We start from the raw sequence: 3,671 nt of genomic DNA, 5'->3' as shown, positions 1-3,671 counted from the left end.
GCTCGCAGTCTTTCTGCCGATGATCGAGCGCGCCGCCGGGTTCGTCGTGCGCAACGGGCCGGTCACCGGCGAGGACCGCTGGGAAGAGGATGCCGGCTACAGCCCGTTCACGCTCGCCGTCGAAATCGCCGCACTGCTTGCCGCAGCCGACCTGCTCGACGCCTGTGGCAAGCCGGACGGGGCGACCTATCTGCGCGAGACATCAGACGTCTGGAACGACCAGGTCGAGCGCTGGACCTACGTCACCGGCACGGCGATCTGCGGTCAAGTCGGCGTCGACGGCTACTATGTCCGCATCGCGCCGCCCGACAGCGCCTCGGCCGGTTCGCCGAAGGACGGCTATGTCCCGATCAAGAACCGGCCGCCCGGCGACACCGACCGGCCGGCCGAGCAAATCGTCAGTCCGGATGCGCTTGCACTTGTCCGCTTCGGTCTGCGGGCGGCCGACGACCCGCGCATGACAGACACGGTCAAGGTCATCGACGCGCAATTGCGCTGCGATCTGCCGCAAGGGCCGCTCTGGTACCGCTACAACGGCGACGGCTATGGCGAGCATGAAGATGGCGCACCTTTCGACGGCACCGGCCAGGGTCGCCCCTGGCCGCTGCTGGCCGGCGAACGCGCCCACTATGAGCTGGCGGCCGGGCGCAGGGAAAAGGCAGCCAGCCTGCTGGCAGCGCTGGAAGGCTCGGCCGGACCGGGCGGCCTGTTGCCGGAGCAGGTCTGGGACGGCGCCGATAGGCCGGAGCGCGAACTGCTGCACGGCCGCCCCTCGGGCAGCGCCATGCCGCTGGTCTGGGCGCATTCGGAGCATATCAAGCTGTTGCGCTCGCTGCGCGACGGCGCGGTCTTCGACATGCCCCCGCAAGGCGTCAAGCGCTATATCGAGGACAAGACCGTATCGCCGTTCAGAACATGGCGGTTCAACAACAAGATCCGCACGGTCCCGGCCGGCAAGACGCTGCGCTTCGAACTGTTGGCCCCGGCTACAGTCCATTGGAGCACCGACAACTGGGCGACCGCCCACGACAGCCAGACGGTAGAAAACGATTTCGGCATCCATCTTGCCGATCTGCCCGTCTCTGGCCTTCCCAAGGGAAGCACGCTGACCTTCACTTTTTTCTGGCCCGGGGCCGGCGATTGGGAGAATGTCGACTTCTCCGTCATCTCAGGCGACCAGGACAGCCAGCAGACCTTCCCTCGATAACCCCGCAAATCTCCTAGAAAACAGGGACGAAACCATGCAGATCGGAATGATGGGACTGGGCCGGATGGGCGCCAACATGGTCCGGCGCCTGATGCGCGACGGCCACGAATGCGTCGTCTACGACATCAACCCGGCCAGCGTCGCGGCCCTGGTGACCGACGGCGCGTCAGGGGCGGCCTCGATGGAAGAATTCATCGGCAAGCTGGCCAAGCCGCGCTGTGTGTGGCTGATGCTGCCGGCGGCGATCACCGGCAGGATCATCGACCAGGTGGCGGCCCTGATGGAGCCCGGCGACATCGTCATCGACGGCGGCAATTCCTATTATCACGACGCCGTCGACCAGGCCGCGAAACTGGCCGGCAAGGGCATCCATCTTGTCGATGTCGGCACCAGCGGCGGCGTCTGGGGCCTGGAGCGTGGCTACTGCCTGATGATCGGCGGTCCCGACGTGGCGGTGCAGCACCTCGATTCGATCTTCGCCACGCTGGCGCCGGGCGCCGATGCCGGCTCCAATCCGTCCAGGGATGCCGGGACCGCGCCCTTCGGCTACCTGCATTGCGGACCGAGCGGCGCCGGCCACTTCGTCAAGATGGTGCACAACGGCATCGAGTATGGCGTCATGGCCGCCTATGCCGAAGGCATGAACATCCTGAAATCGGCCAATGCAGGCAAGCGGCAACGGACGGCGGACGCCGAGACCAGCCCGCTGGAAAACCCGCAATACTATCAGTTCGACATCGACCTTCCCCAGGTGGCCGAGGTCTGGCGGCATGGCAGCGTTATCGGCTCCTGGCTGCTTGACCTGACGGCCGGCGCCTTGAAAAGCGATCCGGGCCTGGTGAATTTCGGCGGCCGCGTTTCGGATTCCGGCGAAGGCCGCTGGACGCTGAAGGCGGCCATCGACACCGGCGTGCCGGCTCCGGTGCTGTCCTCGGCGCTGTTCGACCGCTTCTCCTCGCAGGGCGAATCCGAATTCGCCGACAAGCTGCTCTCCGCCATGCGCTATGCCTTTGGCGGCCATGTCGAGAAGCCGAAGGCCGGCAAGTGAGGACAGCGGGGGAGACACGCGCATGAGCCAGGAACGGTCCGACACGCTGGTGCTCTTCGGGGCAACCGGCGACCTCGCCCACAAGAAGATATTTCCAGCCCTTTACCAGATGGTCGCCAAGGGCACGCTTACCGAACCGGTGATCGGCGTCGCCTTCGATGCCTGGGACCTCAAGCAACTGCAGGCGCGCGCGCGTGACGGCATCGTCAATGCGCTCGGCAAGATCGACGAAAAAGCGTTCGCCAAATTCGCCTCGCTGCTGCGCTACGTCAGCGGCGACTACCGTGACGGAGCGACGTTCGAGAAACTGAAGAGCGCGCTCGGCACCGCACAGCGACCGCTGCATTACATGGCGGTGCCGCCGACCATGTTCGAGACCGTCGTCCAGGGGCTGGAGCAGTCGGGCACGGCGCATGGCGCGCGGCTGATGGTGGAAAAGCCCTTCGGTCACGATCTGCAATCGGCGCGCTGGCTGAACCGGGTCCTGCATCTGGTGTTCGACGAGCAGTCGATCTTCCGCATCGACCACTACCTGGGCAAGGAAGCGATCCAGAACCTGCTCTATTTCCGCTTCGCCAATTCCCTCCTCGAGCCGATCTGGAACCGCAATTACGTCGAGAGCGTGCAGATCACCATGGCCGAGGATTTCGGCGTCGAGGGACGTGGCCGCTTCTATGACGATGTCGGCTGCATCAGGGACGTCATCGAGAACCATCTGCTCAACATCCTGTTGCTGCTTGCCATGGAGCCGCCTGTCGGCCGCTCCGCCGACGATCTGATCGACGAGAAGGTGCAGGTGCTGCGCGCGATCAGGACGCTGACCAAAGACGATGTCGTGCGCGGCCAGTTCACCGGCTATCTCACTGAACCCGGCGTGGCGCCGAACTCGCCCGTCGAGACCTTCGCGGCGGTGCGTTTCTTCGTCGACACCTGGCGCTGGCAGGACGTGCCGTTTTTCATCCGCGCCGGCAAGAACATGCCGGTGCATGTCACCGAAGTGGTGGTGCGGCTGAAGCGGCCGCCGCTCGATGTCTTCGATCCGATCAAGCCCGCCGACCAGAACTACGTCCGCTTCCGCATCGACCCACAGGTGGTGATCGCCATCGGAGCACAGCGCAAGGCGCCGGGCGACGACATGATCGGCGAGCAGGTCGAACTGACGGCGCTCGACGACTCGAAGGGCGACATGCCGCCCTATGAGCGCTTGATAGGCGACGCCATGAACGGCAACGGCCAGCTGTTCACCCGCCAGGACGCCAGCGAACTGGCCTGGCGCATCGTCGGCCCGGTGCTTGGCGACACCACGCCGCCGCACCTCTACGAGCCGCTGACATGGGGACCGGCGGACGTCATGGCCGGGTTCGGGCCACCCAATGGCTGGATCGATCCGGTGAAGTGAGAGGAACCACGCGATGG

At 65.4% G+C, this 3,671-nt stretch carries 3 protein-coding genes; all 3 read left to right on the top strand.

Annotation, left to right across the window (positions count from 1 at the left end; translation table 11 throughout):
* Positions 1 to 1,207, top strand: a 1,207-nt coding sequence (locus EN994_RS22370) for a glycoside hydrolase family 15 protein (protein WP_245466063.1), incomplete at its 5' end; no start/stop codon positions are given.
* A 34-nt stretch (positions 1,208 to 1,241) separates the two neighbouring features.
* Positions 1,242 to 2,255: a phosphogluconate dehydrogenase (NAD(+)-dependent, decarboxylating) gene (gene gnd, locus EN994_RS22365; RefSeq protein ID WP_063169509.1), complete on the top strand. Its 1,014-nt coding sequence runs from the start codon at positions 1,242 to 1,244 to the stop codon at positions 2,253 to 2,255.
* Between the two features lie 22 nt (positions 2,256 to 2,277).
* Complete coding sequence (gene zwf / locus EN994_RS22360) at positions 2,278 to 3,654, top strand: glucose-6-phosphate dehydrogenase (RefSeq protein ID WP_063169510.1); 1,377 nt, start codon at positions 2,278 to 2,280, stop codon at positions 3,652 to 3,654.
* Positions 3,655 to 3,671: the final 17 nt, after the last annotated feature.

Source organism: Mesorhizobium sp. M7A.F.Ca.CA.002.09.1.1, from assembly GCF_003998555.1.
GTDB classification, from domain to species: domain Bacteria; phylum Pseudomonadota; class Alphaproteobacteria; order Rhizobiales; family Rhizobiaceae; genus Mesorhizobium; species Mesorhizobium ciceri.
This window is presented reverse-complemented; position numbering and strand designations above follow the sequence as displayed.

Coding starts and splice junctions, on each gene's coding strand:
- gnd (WP_063169509.1), top strand. CDS start 1,242: ATGCAGATCGGAATGATGGGACTGGGCCGGATGGGCGCCAACATGGTC.
- zwf (WP_063169510.1), top strand. CDS start 2,278: ATGAGCCAGGAACGGTCCGACACGCTGGTGCTCTTCGGGGCAACCGGC.